Origin of the sequence: Synechococcus sp. CB0205, from assembly GCF_000179255.1 — a bacterium.
Taxonomy (GTDB): Bacteria; Cyanobacteriota; Cyanobacteriia; order PCC-6307; family Cyanobiaceae; genus Vulcanococcus.
On the sequence record NZ_ADXM01000025.1, the window covers coordinates 13,749 to 38,238 of the forward strand.

Sequence of the window (24,490 nt, forward strand, 5' to 3'; positions counted from 1 at the left end):
ACTCGGGAATGAGTCGTTACGTCTTCACCTCGGAGTCGGTGACCGAAGGTCATCCCGACAAGATCTGCGACCAGGTGAGTGATGCGGTGCTGGACGCCCTGCTGGCTCAGGACCCAGCGTCCCGTGTGGCCTGCGAAACCGTGGTCAACACCGGGCTTTGCCTGATTACCGGTGAGGTCACCACCACCGCCAAGGTCGATTACATCGGCCTGGTGCGCGGTGTGATCGAAAAGATCGGCTATTCCGGCGCTCGCGCAGGTGGTTTCGATGCCAATAGCTGTGCGGTGTTGGTGGCCCTGGATCAGCAGTCACCGGACATTGCCCAGGGCGTGAACGAGGCCGATGACCACGCCGGTGACCCCCTGGATCTGGTCGGTGCGGGTGACCAGGGAATCATGTTTGGTTTCGCCTGCAACGAGACCCCGGAGCTGATGCCGCTCCCCATCAGCCTGGCCCACCGCCTCTCGCGGCGCCTGGCTGAGGTGCGCCACAACGGCACCCTCCCCTATCTGCTGCCTGACGGCAAAACCCAGGTCAGCGTCGTTTATGAGAACGACCAGCCCGTGGCGATCGACACGATCTTGATCTCCACCCAGCACATCTCTGAGATCGATGGGGTGAGCGAAGAGAAGGCCATCCGTGAGCGGATCTCGGCCGACCTCTGGAGCCATGTGGTGGAGCCCGCCACCGCGGACCTCAGCCTGAAGCCCTCTAAGGACAGCACCCGCTTCCTGGTGAACCCCACCGGCAAGTTCGTGGTCGGTGGTCCCCAAGGGGATGCCGGTCTCACCGGCCGCAAGATCATCGTTGACACCTATGGCGGCTATGCCCGCCATGGCGGTGGTGCCTTCTCCGGCAAAGATCCCACCAAGGTGGACCGCTCCGCGGCTTATGCCGCTCGCTACGTGGCAAAGGCCCTGGTGGCCGCGGGTCTGGCCCGCAAGGCTGAGGTTCAGCTGAGCTATGCCATCGGTGTGGCCAAGCCGGTCAGCATCCTGGTCGAGAGCTTCGGCACCGGCGTGGTCAGCAATGACGCCCTCACCGCCCTGGTTCAGGAGAACTTCGATCTGCGCCCCGGCGCGATCATCGACACCTTCGGCCTGCGCAACCTGCCCCAGCAGCGCGGCGGAGACTTCTACCAGGACGTCGCCGCTTACGGCCACTTCGGCCGCAGCGACCTGAACCTCCCCTGGGAGAACGTCGAGGCCGTCGCTGCCACCCTCAAGCAAGCTGCCGCCGCTTGATTGCAGCCAGCCGTGAGCCCCTGGGCCTAGGGATTGACCTGGGTACCAGTGGCCTGCGTCTGGCACTGATGGATCCCTCCGGCACCCTCCTGGCGGAGCGATCTGCGAACTACCCCCGCTGCTTTGAGGACCCCCAGGGCTGGCGCGAGGGGGTGGTTTCCCTCTGCGCAGAGTTGCCTCAAGAGCTGCGTGATCGGGTGGCCGCTGTCGCGGTCGATGGCACCTCGGGCACCGTGCTGGCCTGCGCCGCCAATGGTGATCCATGGGGCCAGGCCCTGCCCTATTTCCTGGCCTGCCCTGAGCAGGCCTCGGCGGCAGCCGTGCTGGCGGGCAGCGCCTCTGCTCCAGCCGCCAGTGCCAGTGGCAGCCTGGCCCGGGTGTTGCGCTTGCTCGAGGGGAGTGGCTCTAGCTCCCTCCTGATGCGTCATCAGGCCGACTGGCTGAGCGGGTGGTTGCTTGGGGACTGGCGCTTCGGCGAGGAAGGCAACAACCTCCGCCTGGGATGGGACCTGGGCCGGCAGTGCTGGCAAGGCGCCATTGCTGAGCAACCCTGGAGTGCGGCGCTGCCGGAGGTGGTGCGCTCCGGCGCGGTCCTTGGGCCCCTCTCGCAGAACGCCCGGAGCGCCCTGGGGTTACCGGCCCCGTGCCAGGTGGTGGCGGGCAGCACCGATGCCAATGCCGCGGTCCTGGCGGCTGATCCCCAGCCCGGTGATGGGGTGACGGTGCTCGGCACCACCTTGGTGCTCAAGCAATTTGCGGCGCAACCGCTAGCGGGACCGGGCATCAGTTGCCATCGGGTGGCGGGCCGGTGGCTCGTGGGGGGCGCCTCCAATGCCGGGGCTGGGGTCCTGCGCCAGTTCTTCTCCGATGCCCTCCTCGTTGAGTTGAGTCGTCAGATTGATCCGCGCTCCAGCAGCGGCCTGGCGCTTCGGCCCCTGCCTCGGCCCGGCGAGCGCTTCCCGGTGGACGATCCGACCCTGGAGCCGGTCCTGGAGCCCCGGCCCATCAGCGATGCGCTCTACCTGCAGGGATTGCTGGAGGGTTTGGCGCGGATTGAGGCCCAGGGCTGGGCGGCCCTGCAGCGCCTGGGCGCTGAGCCGGTTCAGCGGGTGATCAGCTTGGGCGGTGGGGCCCGCAATCCCCAGTGGCGGCTGATCCGTCAACGCATCCTGGGGGTTCCGGTGCTGAACCGGCCCCAGTGCAGCGCGGCCTCGGGCATGGCCAGACTGGCGCTCTCTGCTGTCTGCCCCCCGTGAAGGAACGCCTCGCCTCCTGGCTCTCGATTGCGTTGTTCGTGGTTCTTGCGGGGTATGTCGGCTTCTCCGGTGTCCGCCTGGGACTTCTGCTGTGGCAGCGGTTCGCAGGGGCCTAGGGAAGGGGGCAGAATCAGCCTGCCTTCAGCTGTGCCTCGATGTCCGCTGACCCTCTCACTCCCGCCGTGAGCGATCGGATTTGCAAGCACATGAATGACGACCATGCCGAAGCCGTTCTCGCCTATGCGCGTCACTACGGCGGTGTCGAGGCACCGGTCTCGGCTCGGATGCTGGCTGTGCGTCCCGAGGTGATGGAGCTTGAGGTTGATGGCGCCTGTGTGGAAGTCCGCTTTGACCACACCCTGACCGATAGTGAGGACGCCCATCGGACGCTGGTGTCCATGTTGCGGGCCATGCCTCAGGCCTGAGTCCCTCGCTCCGAAGCCCTGGGAGAGGGCGGCTGTGATCTAAGATCAACGCGTCGCGCGAGCGACGGGCCGGGATAGCTCAGTTGGTAGAGCAGGCGATTGAAAATCGCCGTGTCCCCAGTTCAAATCTGGGTCCTGGCATTCATCAATTCAATATTTTCGCTCGGTCCAACGGTACTTATGCCAATCAGCATTCCCGATAAGCCAGGCGAACTTTTTGATAACGCCGATAGCTTCGGAATGGTCTTCGATGCTGCGTTCAAGCGTCACGCGAGCACTGGAGCTCATGACAATCTGAGCCTGCAAGAGAAGAAAGAACTAGCGATCCAGGCCTGTTCTGATCATCCTTTCTTTTTGAGCCACCCGAAAGTGGCAGCACAAGTCGCTGACTTCAGGCTTCGTTTATTCGGTTACTAGTGCAATCTGGCCAGGATGTCTGGTCGTGTTGCTCAAGCGGCGAACTCATCCATAAAGGGTTGTTCAACCTCATCGGGGAATGGATTGTCCTCGATGAATTCCTCTTCGCTTTGATCAGCCTCGAGAGCTTCGGAGTGTGTCGGTTGGATTCGATTCGGGTTGGTCAGTAACTCTTCGAGCCGGGCAATGCGGCGCTCGGTGCACTCCAGCGTTGCGGCGGTGTCTTGGTTTAGGCCTTCCGTTGGCTGGATTTCGGCCAGTTCACTGGTTTTGTTTTCGAGAGCTCCGAGCCGTTGTTCAAGCTCAAGCAGGCGAAAGGTCAGGGATTCGCCGATCGCGCTCAGTGCTTCCAGGCTTTGGCTCAACGATGCAAGCACGTCGGATCGAGAACGGGCCTCAGGGTTGGCTGACGATCCTGCCGACATGTGAGGAGATCTGGAATTGGCTGGATGGTATCGGCTTTAGAGCAAGACGCAAGCTTTTGGAATCAAAGTAGAGCGCGTTGGCCTTGGATTGTTTCGCTTGGAGGCTTTGTTAGATCAATATAGTGTTAAACTCATGTTATCGATTTCAGTCAAGTGACAAACCTTGCCGGTGCGCTAACGCGAATGCTGTCGGGCAGCTTTAGTAACCAAGCTCAGGCATTTGAGAATCCACCGCTGTACGGAAATATCCTTGTCCGGATTCGTCCGGTTGTTCATCTTCAGGCCCATAGCCTTCTGCTTGAGCAGGCTTATGCGATTGCCCCAAATGAACCTTATCGTGTCAGAGTTCTGCGGCCCGGTTATCTTGAGGATGGGAAGCTTTCTATTTTAAATTTTGCAATTGAGTCCCCTGAGCGTTTTTACGGTGCTGTTGAGGAGCCAGCAAGGCTTGCCGAGCTTGCTGAGGCTGATTTAAGGCTGCTGTCTGGTTGCACCTATTGGGTTGATCAGGCGAATGGAGGATTTATTGGAAAAGTTGAGCCGGGTTGTAATTGCAAGGTCTTTCGTAAGGGCCGTGATTCCTATCTGCTGAGCGAGTTTGAGTTGACCCCTCAGGCGATGCAAACTATTGACCGCGGTTATGACCCGGTGACCCATGAGCATCTTTGGGGTTCAATTGCTGGACCATTCCGTTTTGAAAAGCTTTGCGACTGGAGTCAAGAGGTGCCGGCCAGTTGGAATTAATCTGTCTTGGCGGACTCTCGGTTGAGACATGAAGCGCCTGCTTGATTCCGAGATCGACCGGCTTCGTCTCCTGTCTGGTGGCGAGAGGGAGTTGCGGTTTGATCGGGACGGCGAAGTCCTACGGATCGATTTGCGCGAAGATTATATTCAAATGTGGCAAGACGAGGCCACTGTCAAAGGTAATAAAGCCAATCTTTTCCTGGCTTGTGAGAATTCTGGTGGCAACTTGGAGGCGACAAAGTTGACCTGGGTGGTCGGCTCTGCCATTCGTCCTGAGACTGTTCAAACCAACGAAGAGTTCACTGAGATTCTGTTGAACCTTGGAGTCTCTCGGAACCTTGCCTCCTTGGCTCTCGAGCATTGCCCTGGTCTGATTGGCACGATTGCCTGGGCCCTGTATTTCGAGAGGCACGGATGGCTGACGGCAACTCCGATCTGCAATCTCTGATCCATCGGGCCAAGGTTTTTAATCCTGACCTATTCAACGATCTCCCGGCTGAGCTTCATCAAGTTCTCATTGAGGCCAATAGCAGTAAGCGTCAGCTCAATGATGCTGAGCTGATTCAATTTTCTGTGCATTCCAGCCTCCCCCCTGAGCAGTTGTTGGCGCTCAGGCGTTTGGTCGAGCCCTGTGTCCGCGAGGCCCGTGCTGCGTTAGCTTCGCAGCATCCGGAGTTGTTCATTGACGGTGGGGCCTTGGCCAGTCCTGAGCGTGCCGAGGCGTGTTGGCGTGATTGTGAGAACTTTTTTCGAGTGGTGATTTATGCCGTTGCCGCAGCACGCCCTCGCTTCACTGATCAGCCATCCATCGACGCCTTGAACGCGCTCTACGGGCTTATGGGCGTTCCGACAGAAGGACTCGCTTATGCCTTGAGCCAGTTGAGTGCGAACTCAAGGGCAGCCTTTGAAGTGCTGTACGACCAATCCCCAGTCACAGCCTTGCTTCAGGACTCTTTTGATAATTTACGTGAACTGCTGTTTGGGGCCTCTGTAAAGAGCTAAGAAGGTTTCTCTGGGACCGGCTGTGGCCTATTGCACTATGGCCGCAGCGTAGTGATGGTTAATGGCTCTTCCCCTCCTGGAAGCCCCCTATTCCACCCAGAACTCTCGGGTTCCTCTGACGGCTTCCCCGCAGGGTAGTGGCGCCACCTTTGATCAAGACGCGCGCAGGGCTCTGATTGAAAAGTCGTATAAGCAAATCTTCTTTCATGCTCTAAAGGTTGATCGAGAGCCTTATTTAGAGTCTCAATATCTCAACGGGGCAATTACTGCCAAAGACTTCATTCGTGGGTTGCTTCTGTCTGATCGCTTCATCAGCGACTACTACCAGTGCAACTCGAATTACCGGATGATCGACCAGGTCATTGGTCGTGTCCTTGGTCGTCAGGTGTATTCCAACGCAGAGCGTCTGCGCTGGTCGATTGTGATTGCGGAGCAGGGCTTCCCCGCTTTTGTGGACCAGCTGCTGGATAGCGACGAATACCTCTCGAACTTTGGCCTGGATCTGGTCCCCTCCCAGCGCTCCAGGGTCTTGCCTGGTCGTGCCACTGGCGAGCTGCCGATCTATCAGCAATTCCCCCGCTACGGCGCGGACTGGCGCGATGTGATGGCCAAGCGGGCCCCGTCGCCGAATGCGACTTTCAATGTGTTGTCTGGGCAGGTTTCAGAGGCTTGGGTTAATGGTCAGCCTCCCGCTTGGGCGCTGAAGGTGTGGCTTGCTGTCGCCATCGTTGGCGGGGTCGAGATCACCCGTGTGTTGCTGACTGTCGCTTTGGCGGCCCTGCGCCACTCCTGATCTCTTGGGAGTCCTTAGCGTTCCGCCCTCACCACACTGAAACCAGTGCTTGACCTTCTGCAGTGGCAGCCCCCTGAAGACCTGCTGCCAACGGTTGGTTCTGGTGCGCCTCTGGATGCTCGCGGTGCTGATTGGAATGGGCGGGACCTCGCTGGAGTGGATCTTCGGGGAGCTGTCCTCTGCCGGATCGATTTGCGCGGGGCTGATCTCAGCGCCTGTGACCTTGATGGTGCTGACCTGCGCTTGGCGCGTTTTGATGTGTTCACGCGCTTCCCTGAGGGGTTTGACCACCGCTCGTCTGGGGCTGTTGGTCCTGGCGCCAAGCTGAACGGTGCCTTCCTCAACAGTGCGGACCTTCGCGGCTTGGATCTGCGTGGCTGCAATCTGATGGGGGCTTATCTCAGCGGTGCGGACCTCAGTGGGTCGCTCTTGGATGGCGTCCGCCTGGTCGGCGCTGACCTGCGTCACGCTGTTTTGCGGGGGGCGTCCTGTGTGGGCGCCAGCTTCTCGGGGTGTCAGCTGGATTTTGCCGATTTCAGGGCCGCTGATCTGAGCTCCGCCCGGCTTGAGGGCGCTGAGACCCTCGCCGGTGCTGATTTTTCGGGTTGCGTGGGCCTCGACTCAGAGCGCTCTGCACTGCTGTCGAGGCCATATAAGGAGTTGGACACCTGGAACCCCTTGACCCGCGAGACGACGCGGACCAGCCTCGAGGCCTAAGGCTTCGTTGAGTCACGCAACATTGAGAAACAATTGGTTGAGCTTTATGAAGGCAGCAGGCCCTGGGTTTTCTTTGCCCTGAGGATGAGTCAGCTGATTCTGTCCGCAGCCCATGCCCTTCGGTCCTGCCTCTCTCCTTGGGGTTGAGCGCTTCGCTCAAGAGAGTGAAGCTCCCCTCGAGCTCATCCCCGGCGATGACGACGCCAAGAAAGAACAGATCATCACGGCTGTTTACAAGCAGGTCCTGGGCAATGCCTACGTGATGGAGAGCGAGCGTCAGCTCGTCGCTGAATCTCAGTTCAAGCTCGGCGAAATCAGCGTGCGTGAATTCGTGCGCAGCATTGCCAAGAGCGAGCTCTACAAAGCCCGTTTCTTCGACGCTTGCCCCCGCTACCGCTACATCGAGCTGGCATTCCGTCACCTGCTGGGCCGCGCTCCGGTTGATTTCCAGGAAATGCGGAATCACGCCGAGCGCCTGGATGCCAAGGGCTACGACGCCGACATCGATAGCTTCCTCGATTCGGACGACTACCAGAACACCTTCGGCGAGTGGACCGTTCCCTACCAGCGCGGTTGGAAGACCGAGAGCTGCGGGACCATGCAGGAATTCACCTGGAGCTTCCAGCTTCTGCGCGGTAACAGCAGCAGCAGCCTGAAGGGTGACCTGGCCGGCATCTCCAGCAAGTTGGGCGGCGCCGCTTACCAGAACCGCCCCATGGCGGTTGTTCCTCCTTCTTCGGTGGAGTCCCAGGGCTTCAGTTTCCGTCCTTCGAAGAACCTCGCCGACGCAGCTACCCGGCTTGGCGTGGGTGCGTCCGACCAAGGCAAAACCTTCCGTGTCGAGGTCACGGCCTACAGCGCGAACAACGTGCGTCGCGTGTCCCGTTACACCCGCGGCAACCGCGTCTACTACGTGCCCTTCGACAAGCTCTCCGAGCAGTTCAAGCGCATCCACCGCGAGGGCGGAAAGATCGCCAGCATCACTCCTGTGAGCTGATCGTCAGGCCCTCGCTTAAGGGGCGAGGGCCACCAAAAGCTGGATGACTGAGCAGCGCCAACTGCCCAGTCATCACAGGGAGCGACACCTGCCTTCTGAACAAGCATCTCCCCATCCAATCTTCCCATGTCTGCCAATCGTTCGAATTCCCTCGGCTTTGGTGCCACCCAGCTGATCGAGGGTCCGGTCTCCTACAGCCGTACGCGCATGCCCGCCGGTGACGCGGTGCTGACCAACGGCTCCTTCCGTAATCAAGATCTCTCGCCCGCCCGTGACGAGTTCGCTCCGGATGACGAGACGGCCCTCGCCGTCGTGATTCGTGCGGCCTATCGCCAAGTGTTTGGCAATGTCCAGCCGATGGAGAGCGAGCGCTGCATCAGCGCGGAGTCCCGTCTGCGCCAAGGCGAAATCACGGTGCGTGAGTTCGTTCGTCAGCTGGCGAAATCCGAGTTTTATCGCGCCCGCTATTTCGAGGCGGTTGGCCCCCATCGCTCTGTGGAGCTGAGCTTCAAGCATCTGCTGGGCCGCGGTCCCTCCACCGAGGCGGAGATCACCGCTCAAGTGGCCCAGATGGCCAGTGGCGGTTTCGACGCCGCGATCGATCAACTCCTGGATTCCGACGAGTACTTCGCCGCCTTCGGTGAGGATACGGTTCCCTACGCCCGCAGTTGGGGTTCGGCTGCAGGGATGCCCCAGGCTAGCTTCAACCGTATTGCCGTCCTCGAGCAAAACTTCGCCGGTAGCGATACGGCCATTGGCGCCAGCAGCCAGCTACTCGGGAACCTCGCCCAGGGCAACCGGCTTGTCATCAAGGTCCCCGCTCAGGTTTACCGGAGTGCTGGCGGTGCTGGTGGCTTCTCGGGCACCGGCACCGCACGCACCGCCTTTGCTGCTGTGAAGCGCGCCCTCTCCGATGGCGGCGACAGCGCTCCGATGCGCGGTGATCTGTATGTCGGATTTGGCCTCGGTCAGCGGGAACAGGAAGTCTTTGCACGCACGCCTGGTGATTCCGCCGACCAGATCCAGGCGTTGATTCGCGCCTCCTACCGCCAGGTGATGGGTAACCCCCACCTGATGGAGAGTGAGCGCAACCTCACGGCAGAAAGCAAGTTCACCGAGGGCGTCTCCAGCACCCGTGAATTTGTTCGAGCCATTGCGCTCTCTGCGGAGTACAGCCGTCGCTTCTTCGAAAGCAACGCTCCTTACCGCTTTGTCGAGCTGAACTTCAAGCATCTCCTTGGTCGTGCCCCCACGTCCCAAGCTGAGGTCAGTGAGCACATTCAGCGCCTCGCCAACGAGGGCTACGAGGCCGAGATCAACAGCTACCTCGACTCCGCTGAATATCAGCTGACCTTCGGTGAGGACACGATTCCTTACCAACGCATTGCAACGGAAGCTGGTCGCTCCCAGGTGGCCTTCAACCGTCATCTCTCCCTGTCCCAGGGCTACGCCGCCAGCGACACGGTTCAGTCCGCCTCCAGCCTGGTCGCATCGGTGGCCACGAACGGTGTCCCCAGCAATTGGAGCTCCACGACCCAACGCATCAACCGCGTCGCCGCCGCCTCGGGTACGACTGAGCCCACTGGCAAGCGCTACCGGATCGTCGTTCAGGCTCAGCCGGCAGGTGGTCGCCAGCGCACCCCGAATGCCAGCTACCTGGTGTCTGGCAAGGACATGACTTCTCAGCTGGGTTATATCCACCGACGTGGTGGACAGATTGTCTCGATCACTGAGGTGATGTGATCGATTTCTGATCACGGCAATAGCGATTGAAAACTCCACCCCTTCCTTCGAATGACTGATTCCACCGCCGTAATTCGTGCCGCCTATCGCCAGGTCTTTGGCAATGCTCACCTGATGGACGAGGAGCGCTGCGCGTCAGCGGAAAGCCTCTATTTGAATGGAGACCTCACGGTGCAGGGTCTGGTGACGGCCTTTGCCCAGTCCGACACCTACCGGCGCTTGTTCCTCGAGAAAAACGGTCCCTACCGATTCGTTGAACTCAACTTCAAGCACCTGCTGGGCCGTGCACCCCACAGCCAGGCCGAACTGAGCGAGCACGTTCAGCGTCTGGCCAATGAAGGTTATGAGGCTGAGATCAACAGCTACACCTTCAGCGACGAATACATCGCGGCCTTTGGCCTCGATCATGTGCCTTCGATGCGTGGGGCATCCACCCAGGTCGGCCAGAGCAACCTGAGCTACACCCGTTCAGTTGCGATGGATTCCGGCTTTGCCGGCTTCGATGGCTCCAGTCAGTCCCGTTTGACCCTCAGCATTGGTACAGCCTCTGCACCAGCGGCTGGGCCGAAGCTTCCTGGCCCTGGCGGCCGAGACAGCAAGCGCTTCACGATCAAGTGGACCACTGCCGCTCCGGTTGGTGTACGCCGTCGTTCGGTGCAGACCAGCACAGCTCCCTACAGCTCCTTGAGCACGGCCATCCAAGGGATTCAGCGCCGTGGTGGTCGCATCCTTTCTATTGCGAACACTTAATCCTTGACGCTTCAAGCCCCGGTCCAGCGGGCTTCTGGAGGATGATTGAGCCCGGAAGGTTGCCTTCCGGGCTTTTTGCTTACCGGCGTTTCACGATCCAACTCTGATGCCCTCGAACTCTCAGCGTCATCGTGACCAGCGGTCCAGCCTTCAAGCCAAGGCCCCTGGCTCTGGTTCCCAGTCGGCATCGGCGATGTCGATGATGGTTGAGTCGATGGTCCACATGGTGCAGAGTGCACGTGGCGGTTCGGCCTCCAGCTTTGATGAGCGCATCTGAGCGCCGAACTTGAATGGATTTGGCGACGTTCGTCGAGCGCAGCGAAGGGACCTGGCGCTCAATGCGCAGTGGCCATTCCCTGGCTTTTCAGCAGTTTGAAGAGGTTCTCAGCCAGATCAAGATCGAGCGCCTTTCCCCCGCCGATCCGCAGGTTGTTGAGCTGCTTGAGTCCACCTCCCAGGATCCTGGGTTGATTCAGTCTCCGTTCCAAATGGAATGGAGTGCGGAGAGTGACTGGGAGCCGGATGATCCCTCGGAGGTCTCCAGTGGTTCCTGTGTCTTGGTGCCGGTCCCTGCTGATCCAAGCAGCGGCAGCCTACTGCGCAGTGTTGGTTACGCCGAGGCCGAGCAGGCGATCTCGACCTACCGCTTTCTCTCGGACGGCACCTTTGTGCTCAGCACAAAGTACGGCCAGTCCATCGCTGAAGAGCGCATCTGGTTCGTTTCTGAACATGTGCGCTGTCGCTCCTCTGTTCTGCGTACCTCAGAGGGCTCGGGTGTCCTGCAAACATCTTTTGCTTCTGAAGTCAGGCGTCTGTCGCTCTGATGCACGAGTCGCTTCTTTTCGCCCGCACACTCTGCGGTCACTACAGCAACCGCGATCAGGCGCAGGCTGACCCCAGCAAGTTTGCTCACATCAATATTTTCTTTTTACCGCTTCCCTGGGAGGTGTTTCAGGGCCCGGGGTTCTATTCCGAGCAAAGTTATGACCACGATCCTTGGCGCCCGTACCGCCAGGGCGTTCACCGCTTGCGGGAAGGCGAAGCCGGAGTCCACGTGGTGGAGAACTTTGGTCTGAGTAACCCCGAGCGTGTTGCGGGTGCGCCGCAACACCGTTCACTCCTCAACGAAATCAAGAGCGATCGCCTGCAACCGCGCTGCGGTTGTTCGATGCATTTCAAGGGTGACGCTCAGCAGGGTTATCAGGGCTCGGTTGAGCCAGGCAAAGGCTGCTTCGTCCCTCGTGATGGCAAGCCCACCTATCTCGTAAGCGAGGTCTTCGTCGATCAGACCTCCTGGTCGAGTCGCGATCGTGGGTTTGACCCCGAGACCGATCAGTTGGTTTGGGGCTCAGAGCATGGATTACTCAAATTTGAGCGTTTGGCTTTTCTTGCCGACCATCTTCAAGATGACTGGCTCGTTGGCCTGAGCGACTAGTCGTCAGGGGGTATCTCATGCCGGTTTCTCCATCCGAGAACCAGTTGCGGGTATGGATTCGCTCCCAACATTTGATTTGCTTGGGAACGGATTTCATTTTTGAAACGGTGGATCAGGCTCAACTGGAGCGTTTTGAGCGCTGTTTAGAGGCCATTGGCGGCTCGATCCGCACAGTGGAGGCCGTTGGGAACTGGCCGATGGGACCGAATCGCGCCTTCAAAATCCTCCGGGCCACGGCCAGCGTGCCCAGGCCAGGCGGCGAGAAGCTTGTGCAGTACTGGGCTTCACGCGGCTCAAGCCAGACCCGTTACTGCGAGATCAGTCGTTAAACGAATCGATCCTTGCCGTGACAAATGGGTTCGGATCGTTCCTGTGGATCGGTTGCAGTCCAAGTTGATCCATCGCCATCAGTGCCGCATAGCGGCTTTCCCAAAACGGCGTCTGCTCGGGATTAGTCCAACGCCCGAGCTCTTCACGGCATCGCTTGGGCAGAACTGTTGCCAGAGTCAAAATTGCTGCGGGCTTGGACTTCATGAACTGCGGACGCAGCGTGTCGGCTGCATCCAGCAACCAGTGCTCAATCACGCTCAAGGCAGCCTCGGGCCAATCCACCAGTTCTCGAAACAGGTGGATAAAGAAATAGTGGGCTCCATAGTCGTTATGTGCTTCTTCCTCCCAACGCTGCTGCATCAATGGCCAGAGGCTCTTTGCAGATTGGCCCTTCAGGGTTTGAAGCGCGAGATAACAACGGCTGAAGTCCGTGCCAAAAAATTCCTGTAGCAGGAATGACTCCTCTGGAGCTTTGTCGTATCGATGCACCAGGACCAGATCTTCTGGCTCGTCCTGCAACAGTGCGTCGATTGCTTTGGTCAGCGATAGTCCCATACACTCTTTTGCCCCTTCCGGCCAAAGGGCTTTGAGGGCTCTTGAGCGAAAGGCTGGAGAGACCGGTGCTTTCAGCACACTCGGCAGCAACTCGAGCGAATGGGCATCGATGAGATCCTGGATGGCTGCCTGACGGTCCATCTGGTTTGGCAGCACCAGGTGATTCTCGATGGCCTCAAGATGTTCTCTCTCGTCAATCAATTGAGCCATGGCCGCTCGTGCGGCGCCACGGACTCCTGGTTGCGGGTCTTCGATCAATGGTCTGATGCTGGGAGCGGCCTCTTTCACCCCAAGGCCGGCCAGGCTTTGGATGACGACCCGCCTGTTCTGCGTTTCATCCTTGAGTAGTGCGATCAGGCGTTGATGCACAGCCTGGTCTTGGCAGTTGAGCTGTTGCAGTGCCCAGGCGCTGTTCTCGACTAGGTAGATGTCGTCGCTGTTCAAGCAATCGCCGATGACGGGGATGGCTTGCTCAGCCTTGAGGTGACCCAGGACTTCCACCGCCTTGCGTTGCGCGAGCCTGGTGGATTGCTCGTCGCTGGGGTTCTTGAGCAGAGCGATCAGGGCTGACTCGGAGCTCTCTCCAGGGAAATTGATCAGGTGAGATGCCGCCATGTAGTAGTCGCTAGCGGCGTCAAGCTCTGCCTCAGGAAGCGTGAGGATGCGCAGAGCCTCTTCGTGCGACAAGCCCAGGTGGATGTTGTTGAAGCGACTCACCGATGCAACCTGCGACGCGCGCAGACGTTGAACACAGCGTCGACTTTGCTGCCTCAGGGGCCCGGGCCGCGCCCTCGTTAAGAACTGTCTACGGGCTGGCTTCGCCGACGGGACCCCGGCACCCTTAGGCCAGTCAACAGAAGGAACCCATGGGCCCGTCACTCACCAATGCTCTGACTGTGACAACGGCCATTGGCACCGGCATGTCACTGGCCACTCCCCGTCAAGTCCGCGTTCCCGTCACTGCGCTTTCCCAGGCGATGCGCGCCATGCGGCAGAACGGCTCCGCCGTCATTGGGGTGCAACACCATTCCCAGCTCCAACTGGCGAGCGGCGCCTCCCACGAGCCTGAGCAATCCAGCGAAGCCGTGACTCAGACCGAAGCCAAGCCCCGTCGCCGGAGCCGTAAAAAGCAGGGTTAGCCCCTCGCTTCAAACACTCCATCAGCGGGACGGCCTGCTTTGAGTCCGTCCCAATTGATGGTCTTGAGGAATGCGTCTCCATTCGGCGTCTCCACGACGTCGACCCCCCAGCTTCCCTCTTGGAGCGGCGATCCCGGCATCCCCGGATTGTCTTTGCGTCCGCCCAAGGCCAGAAGCTCATGGTCTGCGCCATGCCCCAACGTCTCTCGCATGGCACGCCAGGCGCGAGGCAGTTCCACAGCGAGGGCAGTGGCATCGAGCTCTGAATCAATCCGCACGAGCCAGTGGGGGTGCTCGAGTGCTTCAGCTGCGCTGATGTGCGGGCTGCTTGCTTTCAGTGTTTCCGCCAGTACTGCTGGGGGCAAGCTTGGTAAGGCTTCTGAGTGAACCTGCAGGTTGTGGGAGAGAACGAAGCAGGTCATGGCAGCTCGTGGGCGACCCAGACCTTAAAACGTGTGATCCGTGCTCGAGACGGTGATCTGGCTTGGTGCTCCAGGATCTCGATCCTCAGGGCTCATCAGGCTGAGAAGCCTCGCCTTGGGAGCGGCGAATCAGCTCGGCAAGCATCTCCAATTTGGAATTTTCTGATTCAGAGGCACGGGTGGCCATCCAAGCCCGTGCCGCTTTTTGCTGGGCGAGCTGTTGGACAAGCAGTAGAGCCATCTCCCGGAGCTCTTCGAGGTCCGTGCAGTCATTGATGAGACGAACGAGCTTCTCACTTTCGAAAGAGGATTCCAGTGAGTGCTTGATCGGGTCCATCGAGGCCATGGATAAAAACGGTTAGTCCTTGGTCTGTTTCAGTGCGGCAAAACGGCGGCGAACAGTGCTCTGGATAAACGCTAGAAGAAACACGCCCACAACCGCTGCGATCAAGGTGGCTTTCCCGCTGTCGAAGACACCAGCGCCAAGGGCAACAATCGGCAGGTCGCTCACGACGACACTCAGGACTAAGGCAGGGAAGAAACGCTGCGGGGAGGTTCCAGCAAGCCCGAGGCCGTAACTCACGAAATCGAAAAACCCGGTCATCAAGAGACCGGTCATCAACAGAAAATTGGATTCAAGCCTGGAGCTGCTGAAACGCTCCACCACAGACATGGCTTTGTTCCCAACCAGTCGGCGCACAGGCTCTCTTCCCCAGTGGCGAGCCAATGCAAACGCAATGGAACAAGCGACGACATCCGTGACGGCGATCGTCAAAAAGCCGGTCTTAAAGCCCAGTAGAGCTCCCGCAAAGAGGGAGTAAGCGGTGCTCGGCAAGGCCGGCAGAACAATGCTGACTCCGCGCAGCAGCATGATCCCGAGGGGTGCCCAAACACCCATGGCGCCAACGGCTTGCCGGATCGGAGGTATGACATGGGCTTGAGCCAGGAGGGTTAGGCCAACAAACCCTGCCAGCACCAGGAGGACCAGCAGCACTCGACGTAACGACGGGACGCTCAAGCTTCCTCAGGAGGGCACAGGGCAGCATCTTTTCACAACAACTTCAACCAATCAAACTCGCTACACTTTCCGTATAGAAGAGTTCATTGATAATTCAATGGAGGAACAATCACTGCTAGATGGGCGACAAGAGGCCTGCCTGCGTCAGCAGTCGAAAGCTGATCTCATCAAGGCTAATAGTGGAGAGTGGGACAGCATCTTTGTTCGCATTGATTCCAATCGACTAGAAGTTGAACGCTTTCCATGTCACCTCAGTGTGATTGAAAAGAGCGGCTTGATCGAAGCTCAACTGACTTATCTGAGGTCGGGGAAAGTAGCTCGCTCCGCTTTTCGTGACATCCCTGAATCAATGCAGATTGAGACCGCTGGGCATTGGTCTCTCGGTCCCCAGTTCCTCACGCAAGAGTTTTGGACCACTGAGTTTTGTCTTTGCGGGCCCCACGAGCGCCGTAGAGCGGTGGTCCGTCAACGCCGTGACTGGCTGGAATCGTTGGTCGTGATCGTGGAATGGAGGACGGGGCATGCGCATCCCCCCTTCTTGCCTGGCAGGGAAGGTTCCCTCTGCCTTGAGGAATCCAGGGGCGAGACCACCTCAACCTTTGCTGTCATGGGCGAGGGACTCCCACTTGGCTTGGAGCTCACGATCTCCGATACCCCTGAACAGCAATCAACCACCTGGCGTTGGGGTTCATCGGCTCTCACCCGGCGATACGGCTCAGATCGTCAATTCATGCGGGAATCTGTGATGACTAGCCCTTCCTGAATTCCCGCAGGACCTCGGCATCCTGCTCCGGATCAATGCTCAGATCTGTCAACACCAGTGCTTTGCCAATCGTGTTGATGGCGTACTCAATGGCGGCCAAGGACTCAGTGCCGGCCGCACTCTTGCGGCCAGCGCGAATGACCTCCGGGGTTACAAACGCTGCAGCCTCGTTCAGTTGAGCCGCAATCTGAGCCAATTGCTCATCCATCGTCGAGGGGGCATGGGAGGTCACCCCCGAGCATCTCATTGGCCGCCAGCCTCAGAAAGCATCGTGAAACAATGAGACTTACGCGTCTAAGTCCGTGTTGCTGCCTATGAAATCAAGGCTCTCCAGGCTTGCGTGTGGTGCACGGGGCGGCAGTCATAGCCGTATTCCAGCTCGGGCTGCCGCAGCATTTCACTGCACCGAGCGCAGCGAAATGCTCACCGCCTTTCTTTTGGTCGGCTCTTGGTCGTCAAGGGCCCGCTTCGGGAGACTGCCCCTCGCGCTCAACCGCTGGGGCCAGTTCAGCGCAGCGCGAGGCCCCAGTCTCCTGAGGGAGCTGCAGATGTTCGATCGGAAGCCGGCGCCAGCGGCCATCACAGTGGCGAGTCGCCAGGAGTCCTCCGCCTCCCGTTCGGTCATTCGGCGGTTGCGCGGCGAAGCCCAGAAGCCCCAGTAATGGATAAAAAAAGAGCCCCAAAAGGGGCCCGACGCGGTTCTCTTGGGTTGAACCTAAAGAAAAACCGAGGGGTGATCAAGCGAGATTAAGGATGCCAACACAGGCGATAAGCCTGGCTTATTACTTGTTTGGTGACCGGGTTCTGGCGAGCGCAAAAATGGATCACCGAAGCCTGTCCGCAGTGGATCCAGCCTGGAAAGAGAGCGAGCAAATTCGGCTTGAGAAGGTGCTGGCCATCGCAATGGCCAGTGGGAATAAAGAGATGCAGGCCAGCATTGGACGCGAGCTCGATGCCCTCAAGCGTGAAGAGCCCTCTCCTCTGATCGCGCAATATCTCAACGAGAATGGAGAGATCCGCGCCGATCTCTAGCGCGCCTTGAGTCGGGAACCCATCCAGTTCGGCCAATGGATCCGGTCGCCCCTCGGCAATCGCTTTAGCGCGGGCTTAAAACCAGCTCCCCGCGGAATCGGAGCGCCCCAGGCTGGCGGCGATTTTGAGCCAGTTCGCCCGCGATACGGAATCCATCTCAAGCCCCAAGCACCCGAAACCCTCGTGGGCCCAGGGCCGCAGTGCGAGTCTGTTGGGGTTCGGGTCCCCGAAGGCGCGGACAGGATCCACGTCACGACCGCTTGATCTGTAAAAATTTGTAAAGACGCTCAACCGTTGTGCCCCAGCGCTTTGGTGTTATCGGCTGCGGCTACGTGGGTTCTGCGGTTTGCAGGCGACTCAGCTTCGCCGGTCACGACGTCCTGGCGACGATTCGCGATGAAGCGCGATTTCCGCGCGTTGAGGCGCTGGGTGCAACACCCACCCTCCTCGACCTTGCATCCGATCAAGCGAACTTCAGTTTCCTTGAGGAGCTTGACGGTCTGCTGATCAGCGTGGCGCCTACGCGACAGGACGAGAGCTACGAAGAGGTCTTTTCCAAGGGAATCAAAAACCTTGTTCAGGCCTTAAAGATCTGTCCTCGACACAGGCCGCTGCACATCACATACATCAGCACTGTTGGCGTCTTTGGAGATCAAGGTGGACAAGAGGTGGGCGAGGGATCGCCACTGGATCGGAGTCATCCGATTAATCGCCTCCTGATTGAGGCGGAGCAACAGCTTCTTGACTTGCAGGGGCCTAACTGGAGTGTTTGTGTCCTGCGCTTGGGAGGGATTTATGGGCCTGGGCGAGACATGGTTTCGCTTGTACAACAAGCCGCTGGTAGGCAAATCTCTCGCGATGGTGATCACATTCCAGCGTGGACGCACCTTGAGGACATCAGCCGGGGTGTCGAATTTGCATGGTCCCATGATTTGAAAGGGACGTTTAATTTGGTCGATGACATGCGCCTCACTCGAAGGCAGCTGTCCAACATCATCTGCGAGCGAAGGGGGCTGCCCCCTGTGATCTGGTGCGGTGCACCCAGCGGGGCACGGGTGGTGAATGCGTCGGTCTCCAATGCCAAGATCAAGCGCCGGGGGTTCACATTCCTTTCTCCATCCATGTTGGGTCGATCAACCCCGAATAGCGATGCAATCAACCGTCAGGCTCGATCCGAACTGAGCTAGAGAAGCAACTCAACCCAAGGACACATTTGTGCCTCTCTTCACGCCGGCTTTCAGCACAAAGTTTGGACGCGGAACTCCTTGACTTCTTCGGAGAGAGCGACGTCAAAAAACCAGTCTTGGCCGTTTGAACTTCTGCGGTTGACTTTCCAATGTCGAATTTCTGCGTCCTTAAGCGCCAGTATCAGTGCGTCGCCGCTGCATCCCTCGCATTCCACCTCCTGCGGGAGAAAGTCCTTGGCAGAGACCATAAAGCGACGTTTCATACAGGCCGTGTGTTGGAGGTTTTGAGCTGTTCGAATGGTTCTTATCCTTCGTCCAATGTCGAGTCGGCGGAATCCGCCAGTGTGAGTGGGTCGGGATATCCCAAGGCGATCATTTTTGCGCGCTCATAGAACTTGCTCTCGGTCTCCCCAGACGCTTCAAGTTCTGCGGCAAGCTTGCGCCAGTTGTTCAGCTCATCACGTTCCATTTCGTCAACCTAGCCAGCAGGTCAGTGCGTTGAGTCGCTGAACCCTCGCCATGAGCCTCTGGCGGAGCGGATCTGCAGCCATCCCGCTCAACTTGTCCAGGTCACTGCAGGAACCCCATAATTCAGCTTGCTCTTCCCCCTGCTTGTGTCTGAGGCCCATTCCTTAAGCGTTAATGGGCAGCCCCAGCAGCTCAATGAGCAGGAAGCCAGTCAGCTCGCAGAAGAGCTCAAGCAACAACTCCGCAACGGAAATCTTCCCCCGAGTGACGCGGACGCCATCGAAAAAATGGTGGCCGGCCTTGGAGACCCAAGGGGGCTGATGCGCCTGACCTTTGCGGAGAGCTTGGGGGTTGTGGGCAAAGCAGCGGTCCCGTCCCTTTGTCGAGCGCTCTCCAGCCATGAGAGCGTCACGGTTCGCCGGGCGGCCGCCAAGACCTTGACCTTGATCGAGGACCCCCGTGCGTTGCCGGTGCTTTTGGAAGCCCTGCGCGGCGATCCTGATCCGGTCGTTCAGGGCTCAGCCGTTGGCGCGATGGCTGCCGTTGGTGCGGAGGCCATTCCTCTGCTCCTTGACGTGTTGATTCAGCCCGAGAGCACCGCGATGCAGTTGGGTCTGGCGAGTTGGGCACTCGCGTTTGTTGGTGCGCGTGCCCCCGAAGCGCTTCGGGATGCAGCCGCATCGGAGCATGCCGAAATCCGCTGTGCTGCCATCGCCGCCCTCGGCGATCAAATCCAGAGCTTGGCGGATGACGTCGCCAAAGATCTCGTGGTTGGCGCGCTGTCGGATGTCGACGCTGATGTGCGTGCTGAGGCTGCAACCTTGCTTGGCAAGCTCCACGACCCCGACTGGGCGGCGCCTCAGCTGGAGCCGTTGCTCCACGATCCGGTGGGCCAAGTTCGCAAAAACGCAGCGCTGTCGCTCATGAAACTGAGGGCATCGGGATCGATTCCCGCTCTGCAAACACGGTTGGAGGGAGAAACCCAGTCGGACGTGCAAGCCGTTCTGTCTCTAGCGATCAATCAGCTGAGTCATCAAGACGCCTGACGCGCCTTCAGGTCCTTCAGTCGCATCACCGCTGACGTCAAGGTCTCCTTGACGTAGCTGTCCAAGCTCTCCTCCTGGAGGAGTGTGTTGAATCCCGCTTCGACGGAGGGATCATTGATTTCGGCGAGGGCATTGATGGCCGCGACCCCTTGGGCTGGGTTATCACCGCGACTGACTTCAAGCAGTAAGTCGACTGCCTGTTCCCCCACCTGGCCGAGGGCCATCACAGACGCCACGGCAACGACGGGGGAGTCATCGCCGAGGCCGTCTCTCAGTACCGCCATCGCCCCCTCGCTGAACGGGAGTCCCGGGTAGTTCGAGGCCAGTTGTGCGTAGGCCTTCACACAGCTTGCGCGAACCGTGGCGTCGTCTGTTGTCCGAAAGCAATCAGCGATCGGTTGCATGGCGGCCTCGCCGAAAGAGCCCAGGGCCCGCACTGAGGCCCGTCTCAAGCCGACGTTGGGTTGACTGAGTAGGGCAATTAGCCTGGGGGTTGCCTCCTCTTGCCAGTGCCCCGCCATGGCGGTGAAGGCTTGGGTCTGGATATAGGGATTCGGATGCTCTAGGTCTTCAAATAATTTGTCGAGTTCCTGGTTGCTCACGCCGATCTCCGGTTCTCTGCCTCGTTTCCAGCCACCTTAATCCTCGCTTTGTCGGCTTCGCTTTCTGCGCTCTTGATGTGCAAGAAAGCAAAAAAAGGAGGCCCGAAGGCCTCCTGCACTCAATCTGATTTCGGTAAAGAGATCAGGAGAGGGCGTTGATGGCGTAGTCGAGGTAAGCCTTGAACTCGTTCAGAGCCTGGGGGCTCATGTCGCGAGGGGAGCAAGCCCGGTCGCGGGTGAAGGTCAGAGCTTCGACGTAAGCAGCGGTAGGCAGACGCAGGGTGCGGTACACCTCACGAGCGCCGGCGATGCCCCACTCGTCCAGAGGGCCGGTGCCGCCCACAACCAGGCAGTAGTTGATCAGGCGCAGGTAGTGGCCCAGATCGCGGTAGCACTTGTCCACCTTGGTCTGGTTCTCACCAGCCTCACCGGGCTGCTTGAGGTAGGGGTACTTGTTGAAGCAGGCGTCGCCAGCTTCCTTGGTGACGGCGTCGAGGCCGGCAGCCAGCTTTTCAGCGGCTTCCAGGCGAGCAGCGGCGCGCTGGATGTTGCCCTGAACGGCCTCGAGGTCGTTCTGGGAAGGGAAGCGACCGGCTGCGTCAGCGGCGGTCACAACGGTGGTTGCAACGGATTTCATCGTTGAGATCCTTAGATGGAGGTTTGCGTTGATAAAGAGAGAGAGCTATCTCTCGTTGATTCAGCTGAGGGCGCTGATCACGCGATCGAAGTAGGAAGCAGCTTCGGCAACCAGTGCAGAGCAGTCGCCCTGGACGGTTTCCATCTTGCGGAAACGAGTTTCCACGGGGTTGGTGCCGGTGGTGTTGGTCTCGTTGATGTGAGCGGTCGAGGAGGCCTTCATGATCGCCACAGCGCGAGCTGCGGACTGAAGGGGCACACCCAGAGCCACGTAGGTCTCCTTGAGGCCGTTCAGGCAGCGGTCATCCAGCACGGATGCATCGCCAGCCAGCAGGGCGTAGGAGATGTAACGGAGAACGATCTCACCGTCGCGCAGGCAGGCAGCCATGCGGCGGTTGGGGTAGCAGTTGCCGCCGGCTTGGATCAGGCCGGTGTTCTCGCAAATCATGCCGGTCACTGCGTCGGAGACGATGCAGGAGGCGTTGGAGGTGATTGCGTTAACAGCGTCAAGGCGCTTGTTGCCTTCGGCGATGAAGCCTTTGAGGGCAGCAATGTCGCCACCGCCGATGGCGGAAGTTTTGGCGTCGGCGCTAACGACGGCGCGGGAGAATGCGTCGAGCATAGGAGAGCAGGACTTTTTGGGGGGGGCTGAGGTCGCCTAAGGCAGTTGTCACAATCGTCGGAGGACCGATCGGTTGTTCACTGCTCCCAACTTGATCTCCAGAGGACTGAAGTCTTGTCGGTGGCAACTTTGCTTTGGCCCACTGGGTCAAGGCACCAAAAGAACCTAAGGGCAATCCCCAGTCAGCTCCCGCTGATCGCCGTCGATACGCAAACCTTCTTTATGAACCCTCCTCTTTTTGGGCCCGGGGGCGCTGCGCTGTAAGCGTTTTGCGCGCAGCAAACGATGAATAGCCGCACCGCAGGGCTGCGTTCTTTGTCTTTATTTCAGATTTGACTCGTCCTCGTGGGTGGTGGTTGACCCCTCGTAACTTCACCCAAGACCAGTGGCTTCGAGATGGACGCAACTCCCCAGGACATCCAAGAGTCCATCGAGCAGCTCGTGGCCTATCGCGATCGTCTGCGCCAGGACGTTATTGCGATGGGGCAAAAGCTCAAACTGCCCCAAGCCAAGATCGACCGCACCCTGGCGGATCACCCTGAGCTCACGCGCCTCGAAGAGGTCCTGGGTCAGCTCCAGAGCCAGTTGGCCCAGCCCCAGGGTTGATCGTGGAAGCTTCATTTGTTGTCCCGATGTCAATGCGGGATTTCTTTCAGGCCAGTCGCGGCCAATGGATGACACGCCGGGCCGTCCACCACCTGGATCACCAGGACGACGAGTTCGCCGATTCGAATCTGATCATCGAGCCCTTTAATCAGCAGGATCCGGTGACCGCCAAGGTCTGCGAGAGCCTCTCCTTTGACCTAAGCGGGGCAGCTGGCGGTGCTCGTTTTTGGTGGGAGAGCAACCTCAAGGAGAGCAGCCGCTCAGAGGATTACGCGGCGGTTCTCGTCGATGCCCCCAACCCCTCAGACCCCACCCGTGGCTTTTTGTTGAGGGATAAGGGATATGTCGAGAAGAAGCCGGTCCTGAGTGAGTACAGCTTTGCGGCGGATGGCTTGCTGACCATCACAACGCGCTACGACACCAACGTTGGAATCGAACGCTGCTGGTTTGTCACCGATCAGGTGCGCATGCGCGTGAGTTCCGTCCAATTCCTGGATGGGGTCTCCATGACGACGTACTGCACTGAGTTCCGCTGCCCGTCAGCCGATGACTTGGCCGAGACCCGTCGTCAGGCCGAGGCACTCGCTGAGCGCTACTCCACCCCAGGAGGGAAGTGATGTTTGATCCTTTTCTGGAGCACTTGCACGCTGGTCTTAAGGGCCGTGGCGCCAAGGCGCAAGAGGTCGACCCTCAATTCGCGTTCAAGCAGTCGGAGAAGCAGAGCAGCACCATTCGCAGCTGGCTCTGGGACGTTCCTGGCTTTCGCCGCTGGCGCGTTACACGCCTGGATGCCGGTGACACCCTGCAGGTCTTGAATTCAGTCGCCTACCCCGACTGCAGCCTTGATCATCCGATTCTTGGCGTGGATCTGTTGTGGTTTGGCGCCCGTCAAAAGCTGGTGGCCGTCTTGGACTTCCAGCCTCTGCAGCAAGGAGAGGCCTATCTCCGGCGCCATTACCAGGAATTGACCGCCCTGCATGAGCGCTACCCCGATCTCAGTGGCGAGGAGACCATGCGCTCCTTTGATCCCAATCAGTACTTCTCCCCATGGCTGCTGTTCTGTCGCGGTGGTGCGGAGGAAGCGCAGACCTCACTCCCCCCTGCGTTTGAGGGGTTCATGGCGGCCTACTGGCAGATGCACGACCGCGCCCGCAGCGAAGTGGGCCAGCTCACGGCCGGGGAGGTTGCTGACTTGCAACTGGAGTACGACCGCTACAGCGCCGAGCGGGACCCCGCCCACGGGCTGTTTTCAAGCCATTTCGGCAAGCCATGGGCCGATGCCTTTTTGAGTGACTTTCTCTTCCCCGCCCGCCTTTGAATCCGATGTCTAGTCCTGCGGCACCACGGGCGACCAGCCTCGAGTTGGTTCAACTCCCCGGTTGGCGTTGGCAGTGGTTTTTGGATGAAGCGGTTGCCGCCCTGCAACCGCTGGGACCAGAGCCCTATCCCATTGATCCTCAGTTCCTTAGCCGTGAGGGGGTGACGGGATCCAAGGCCAAGCCGCTGCCTGTGGCCACAGCAACCTGGGCTTGCCAGACCGAGAAATTTCGCCAGGTCCGTGCCGCCTGCGTATCTGCGGGGAGCGCTGCCTCGGTACTCAACTTTGTCATCAACCCAAGGACGCGCTACGACCTGCCGTTTTTTGGCGCCGATTTGGTGACTCTCCCCAATGGCCACTTGCTGGCCTTGGATCTTCAGCCGGTTGACCGGGGAGATCGCCTCCACACCGAAGCGGTTTGGCCCGAGCTCCTGCCGATCTTTGAGCGGTGGAGGCAGGCCTTGCCTGACGGAGGTCCCATACCCGATGAGGCCCAGCCCTATTTCTCACCGGGGTTTCTTTGGACGCGGATTCCCCTCGGCGACGAGGGTGATGACCTGATTCAGTCCGTGATCTGCCCGGCCTTTCAAGACTATTTGCAGCTTTATCTCAAGCTGGCGGCTGCCGCGAGTCCAGTGACGGCGGAACGGTCAGAGCTGCTGCTGGCCGGCCAAAAGCGCTACACGCGCTACCGCGCCGAGAAGGATCCGGCTCGAGGCATGCTCAGCCGTTTCTATGGCTCGGAGTGGACCGAGGCTTACATCCACGATGTTCTCTTCGATCTCGAGTCCCAGTACG

The 24,490-nt window shown here is 59.4% G+C and carries 33 protein-coding genes and 1 tRNA gene; 24 read left to right on the forward strand and 10 right to left on the reverse strand.

Features of this window, described 5'->3' with window-relative positions:
• Window positions 1-8: 8 nt before the first annotated feature.
• The 5 genes from metK (at window position 9) to CB0205_RS0104275 (ending at window position 3,342) form a co-directional block, all read left to right on the forward strand.
• Entirely contained in the window at window positions 9-1,244 is a 1,236-nt protein-coding gene (gene metK / locus CB0205_RS0104250) for a methionine adenosyltransferase (protein WP_010314693.1), read from the forward strand.
• Window positions 1,241-2,500: an FGGY-family carbohydrate kinase gene (locus tag CB0205_RS0104255; protein WP_010314694.1), complete on the forward strand. Its 1,260-nt coding sequence runs from the start codon at window positions 1,241-1,243 to the stop codon at window positions 2,498-2,500. Before metK ends, CB0205_RS0104255 begins: the two co-directional genes overlap by 4 nt.
• A 155-nt stretch (window positions 2,501-2,655) precedes the next feature.
• A complete protein-coding gene (locus CB0205_RS0104265; protein WP_010314699.1) occupies window positions 2,656-2,925 on the forward strand; it encodes a DUF2470 domain-containing protein in 270 nt (89 codons plus the stop codon).
• A gap of 68 nt (window positions 2,926-2,993) precedes the next feature.
• Window positions 2,994-3,066, forward strand: a tRNA-Phe gene (locus tag CB0205_RS0104270).
• Between the two features lie 39 nt (window positions 3,067-3,105).
• The gene (locus CB0205_RS0104275; RefSeq protein ID WP_010314701.1) at window positions 3,106-3,342 is read left to right on the forward strand and encodes a hypothetical protein; all 237 of its coding nucleotides are present in this window, start codon (window positions 3,106-3,108) and stop codon (window positions 3,340-3,342) included.
• Between the two features lie 32 nt (window positions 3,343-3,374).
• Here the strand turns inward: CB0205_RS0104275 and CB0205_RS0104280 are convergent, their stop codons facing one another.
• Complete coding sequence (locus tag CB0205_RS0104280; protein WP_156797812.1) at window positions 3,375-3,719, reverse strand: hypothetical protein; 345 nt, start codon at window positions 3,717-3,719, stop codon at window positions 3,375-3,377.
• 201 nt (window positions 3,720-3,920) lie between these two features.
• On the opposite strand from CB0205_RS0104280, the gene CB0205_RS15245 reads away from it, so the two are divergent.
• The 11 genes from CB0205_RS15245 (at window position 3,921) to CB0205_RS0104345 (ending at window position 12,277) form a co-directional block, all read left to right on the forward strand.
• The gene (locus CB0205_RS15245) at window positions 3,921-4,511 is read left to right on the forward strand and encodes a chromophore lyase CpcT/CpeT (protein WP_071777936.1); all 591 of its coding nucleotides are present in this window, start codon (window positions 3,921-3,923) and stop codon (window positions 4,509-4,511) included.
• Window positions 4,512-4,539: 28 nt separating this feature from the next.
• Window positions 4,540-4,959 (forward strand): hypothetical protein, encoded by a 420-nt coding sequence (locus CB0205_RS0104295; RefSeq protein WP_010314708.1) that lies wholly within the window; start codon window positions 4,540-4,542, stop codon window positions 4,957-4,959.
• Window positions 4,926-5,513 (forward strand): hypothetical protein, encoded by a 588-nt coding sequence (locus CB0205_RS0104300; RefSeq protein ID WP_029626104.1) that lies wholly within the window; start codon window positions 4,926-4,928, stop codon window positions 5,511-5,513. The genes CB0205_RS0104295 and CB0205_RS0104300 overlap by 34 nt, the downstream gene beginning before the upstream one ends.
• A 61-nt stretch (window positions 5,514-5,574) precedes the next feature.
• The gene (locus tag CB0205_RS0104305; protein WP_029626105.1) at window positions 5,575-6,306 is read left to right on the forward strand and encodes a phycobilisome rod-core linker polypeptide; all 732 of its coding nucleotides are present in this window, start codon (window positions 5,575-5,577) and stop codon (window positions 6,304-6,306) included.
• A 45-nt stretch (window positions 6,307-6,351) separates the two neighbouring features.
• The gene (locus CB0205_RS0104310; RefSeq protein WP_010314717.1) at window positions 6,352-7,023 is read left to right on the forward strand and encodes a pentapeptide repeat-containing protein; all 672 of its coding nucleotides are present in this window, start codon (window positions 6,352-6,354) and stop codon (window positions 7,021-7,023) included.
• A 112-nt stretch (window positions 7,024-7,135) separates the two neighbouring features.
• The gene (locus CB0205_RS0104315; protein ID WP_010314719.1) at window positions 7,136-8,020 is read left to right on the forward strand and encodes a phycobilisome linker polypeptide; all 885 of its coding nucleotides are present in this window, start codon (window positions 7,136-7,138) and stop codon (window positions 8,018-8,020) included.
• Between the two features lie 126 nt (window positions 8,021-8,146).
• Window positions 8,147-9,763, forward strand: a complete 1,617-nt coding sequence (locus tag CB0205_RS0104320) for a phycobilisome rod-core linker polypeptide (protein WP_010314721.1) — start codon at window positions 8,147-8,149, stop codon at window positions 9,761-9,763.
• A 51-nt stretch (window positions 9,764-9,814) separates the two neighbouring features.
• Window positions 9,815-10,513, forward strand: coding sequence for a phycobilisome rod-core linker polypeptide (locus tag CB0205_RS0104325; protein WP_010314723.1), 699 nt, complete (start codon window positions 9,815-9,817; stop codon window positions 10,511-10,513).
• 290 nt (window positions 10,514-10,803) lie between these two features.
• Window positions 10,804-11,337: a phycobiliprotein lyase gene (locus tag CB0205_RS0104335; protein WP_010314727.1), complete on the forward strand. Its 534-nt coding sequence runs from the start codon at window positions 10,804-10,806 to the stop codon at window positions 11,335-11,337.
• Entirely contained in the window at window positions 11,337-11,948 is a 612-nt protein-coding gene (locus CB0205_RS0104340; protein WP_010314730.1) for a chromophore lyase CpcT/CpeT, read from the forward strand. The genes CB0205_RS0104335 and CB0205_RS0104340 overlap by 1 nt, the downstream gene beginning before the upstream one ends.
• 17 nt (window positions 11,949-11,965) lie before the next feature.
• Complete coding sequence (locus CB0205_RS0104345) at window positions 11,966-12,277, forward strand: hypothetical protein (protein ID WP_029626107.1); 312 nt, start codon at window positions 11,966-11,968, stop codon at window positions 12,275-12,277.
• On the opposite strand, the gene CB0205_RS0104350 is transcribed toward CB0205_RS0104345, so the two are convergent.
• Window positions 12,267-13,277 (reverse strand): HEAT repeat domain-containing protein, encoded by a 1,011-nt coding sequence (locus tag CB0205_RS0104350; RefSeq protein WP_232197236.1) that lies wholly within the window; start codon window positions 13,275-13,277, stop codon window positions 12,267-12,269. The two genes, CB0205_RS0104345 and CB0205_RS0104350, sit on opposite strands and share 11 nt — an antisense overlap.
• A 422-nt stretch (window positions 13,278-13,699) precedes the next feature.
• On the opposite strand from CB0205_RS0104350, the gene CB0205_RS0104355 reads away from it, so the two are divergent.
• On the forward strand, window positions 13,700-13,972 hold the full coding sequence (locus tag CB0205_RS0104355; RefSeq protein WP_010314736.1) for a hypothetical protein: 273 nt from the start codon (window positions 13,700-13,702) through the stop codon (window positions 13,970-13,972).
• On the opposite strand, the gene CB0205_RS0104360 is transcribed toward CB0205_RS0104355, so the two are convergent.
• The 4 genes from CB0205_RS0104360 to CB0205_RS0104380 all read right to left on the reverse strand — a co-directional run bounded on the left by CB0205_RS0104360 (window position 13,969) and on the right by CB0205_RS0104380 (window position 16,407).
• Window positions 13,969-14,394: a DUF2656 family protein gene (locus CB0205_RS0104360; RefSeq protein ID WP_010314738.1), complete on the reverse strand. Its 426-nt coding sequence runs from the start codon at window positions 14,392-14,394 to the stop codon at window positions 13,969-13,971. The two genes, CB0205_RS0104355 and CB0205_RS0104360, sit on opposite strands and share 4 nt — an antisense overlap.
• Window positions 14,395-14,479: 85 nt before the next feature.
• Entirely contained in the window at window positions 14,480-14,740 is a 261-nt protein-coding gene (locus CB0205_RS0104365) for a hypothetical protein (protein ID WP_010314740.1), read from the reverse strand.
• A gap of 12 nt (window positions 14,741-14,752) precedes the next feature.
• Window positions 14,753-15,388 (reverse strand): TVP38/TMEM64 family protein, encoded by a 636-nt coding sequence (locus tag CB0205_RS0104370; RefSeq protein ID WP_010314743.1) that lies wholly within the window; start codon window positions 15,386-15,388, stop codon window positions 14,753-14,755.
• A 773-nt stretch (window positions 15,389-16,161) separates the two neighbouring features.
• Window positions 16,162-16,407, reverse strand: coding sequence for a hypothetical protein (locus CB0205_RS0104380; protein ID WP_232197237.1), 246 nt, complete (start codon window positions 16,405-16,407; stop codon window positions 16,162-16,164).
• Between the two features lie 521 nt (window positions 16,408-16,928).
• Between CB0205_RS0104380 and CB0205_RS0104390 the strand changes: the two genes are divergently transcribed.
• Together CB0205_RS0104390 and CB0205_RS0104400 are read left to right on the forward strand one after the other, a co-directional pair.
• On the forward strand, window positions 16,929-17,207 hold the full coding sequence (locus tag CB0205_RS0104390; RefSeq protein ID WP_156797814.1) for a hypothetical protein: 279 nt from the start codon (window positions 16,929-16,931) through the stop codon (window positions 17,205-17,207).
• Window positions 17,208-17,503: 296 nt separating this feature from the next.
• Window positions 17,504-18,394 (forward strand): NAD-dependent epimerase/dehydratase family protein, encoded by an 891-nt coding sequence (locus CB0205_RS0104400; RefSeq protein WP_010314754.1) that lies wholly within the window; start codon window positions 17,504-17,506, stop codon window positions 18,392-18,394.
• A gap of 304 nt (window positions 18,395-18,698) precedes the next feature.
• Here the strand turns inward: CB0205_RS0104400 and CB0205_RS16275 are convergent, their stop codons facing one another.
• Complete coding sequence (locus tag CB0205_RS16275) at window positions 18,699-18,863, reverse strand: hypothetical protein (protein ID WP_010314759.1); 165 nt, start codon at window positions 18,861-18,863, stop codon at window positions 18,699-18,701.
• A gap of 145 nt (window positions 18,864-19,008) precedes the next feature.
• On the opposite strand from CB0205_RS16275, the gene CB0205_RS0104415 reads away from it, so the two are divergent.
• Window positions 19,009-19,908: a HEAT repeat domain-containing protein gene (locus CB0205_RS0104415; RefSeq protein ID WP_010314762.1), complete on the forward strand. Its 900-nt coding sequence runs from the start codon at window positions 19,009-19,011 to the stop codon at window positions 19,906-19,908.
• Here the strand turns inward: CB0205_RS0104415 and CB0205_RS0104420 are convergent.
• From CB0205_RS0104420 to cpeB, 3 genes are all read right to left on the reverse strand, one after another.
• Complete coding sequence (locus CB0205_RS0104420) at window positions 19,896-20,510, reverse strand: HEAT repeat domain-containing protein (protein ID WP_010314765.1); 615 nt, start codon at window positions 20,508-20,510, stop codon at window positions 19,896-19,898. The two genes, CB0205_RS0104415 and CB0205_RS0104420, sit on opposite strands and share 13 nt — an antisense overlap.
• A 142-nt stretch (window positions 20,511-20,652) precedes the next feature.
• On the reverse strand, window positions 20,653-21,147 hold the full coding sequence (gene cpeA, locus CB0205_RS0104430) for a class 1 C-phycoerythrin subunit alpha (RefSeq protein WP_010314769.1): 495 nt from the start codon (window positions 21,145-21,147) through the stop codon (window positions 20,653-20,655).
• A gap of 60 nt (window positions 21,148-21,207) precedes the next feature.
• Window positions 21,208-21,768 (reverse strand): class 1 C-phycoerythrin subunit beta, encoded by a 561-nt coding sequence (cpeB, locus tag CB0205_RS0104435; RefSeq protein ID WP_010314771.1) that lies wholly within the window; start codon window positions 21,766-21,768, stop codon window positions 21,208-21,210.
• 396 nt (window positions 21,769-22,164) lie between these two features.
• Here cpeB and CB0205_RS0104440 point away from each other — a divergent pair, with 396 nt between their 5' ends.
• The 4 genes from CB0205_RS0104440 to CB0205_RS0104455 all read left to right on the forward strand — a co-directional run.
• The gene (locus CB0205_RS0104440) at window positions 22,165-22,374 is read left to right on the forward strand and encodes a hypothetical protein (RefSeq protein ID WP_010314773.1); all 210 of its coding nucleotides are present in this window, start codon (window positions 22,165-22,167) and stop codon (window positions 22,372-22,374) included.
• A 32-nt stretch (window positions 22,375-22,406) separates the two neighbouring features.
• On the forward strand, window positions 22,407-22,991 hold the full coding sequence (locus CB0205_RS0104445; RefSeq protein WP_010314776.1) for a phycobiliprotein lyase: 585 nt from the start codon (window positions 22,407-22,409) through the stop codon (window positions 22,989-22,991).
• Window positions 22,991-23,692 carry a 15,16-dihydrobiliverdin:ferredoxin oxidoreductase gene (locus CB0205_RS0104450; RefSeq protein WP_010314778.1) on the forward strand — a complete coding sequence of 234 codons (702 nt, stop codon included), beginning with the start codon at window positions 22,991-22,993 and terminating at the stop codon, window positions 23,690-23,692. Before CB0205_RS0104445 ends, CB0205_RS0104450 begins: the two co-directional genes overlap by 1 nt.
• A gap of 5 nt (window positions 23,693-23,697) precedes the next feature.
• On the forward strand, window positions 23,698-24,490 hold a 793-nt coding region (locus CB0205_RS0104455), incomplete at its 3' end, for a phycoerythrobilin:ferredoxin oxidoreductase (protein ID WP_029626109.1).